Annotated in this window: 1 pseudogene; it reads right to left on the bottom strand. The window is 62.0% G+C overall.

Going from position 1 to position 245, the window contains the following annotated elements:
* A pseudogene (locus MKZ91_RS31570) lies at positions 1 to 245 on the bottom strand (hydrolase); the annotation flags it as partial.

The raw sequence follows: 245 nt of genomic DNA on the forward strand, positions 1-245 counted from the left end.
CCGTTGGCGGCGTTTTTGGCCAGCGCGTCGCGGACGTTCTGGTCATCCCAGGAGTTCATCGAGGTGCGCTCGAGGATGTCGTTTTGCGGAAAGACGGCCAGCAGTTCGGGATAGGTATGGCCGGAGAAGGAGCCGGTCTCGACGGTGGTGATCGTCGTCGGGATGTTAAAGACCTTGGCGGCCTTGGCGAGACCGACGACGTTGTTCTTCAGCACCTGGCGGTCGATCGACTGGACGCCGAAGGC

It is taken from the genome of Ensifer sp. MJa1 (assembly GCF_037026475.1).
Lineage (GTDB): Bacteria > Pseudomonadota > Alphaproteobacteria > Rhizobiales > Rhizobiaceae > Ensifer.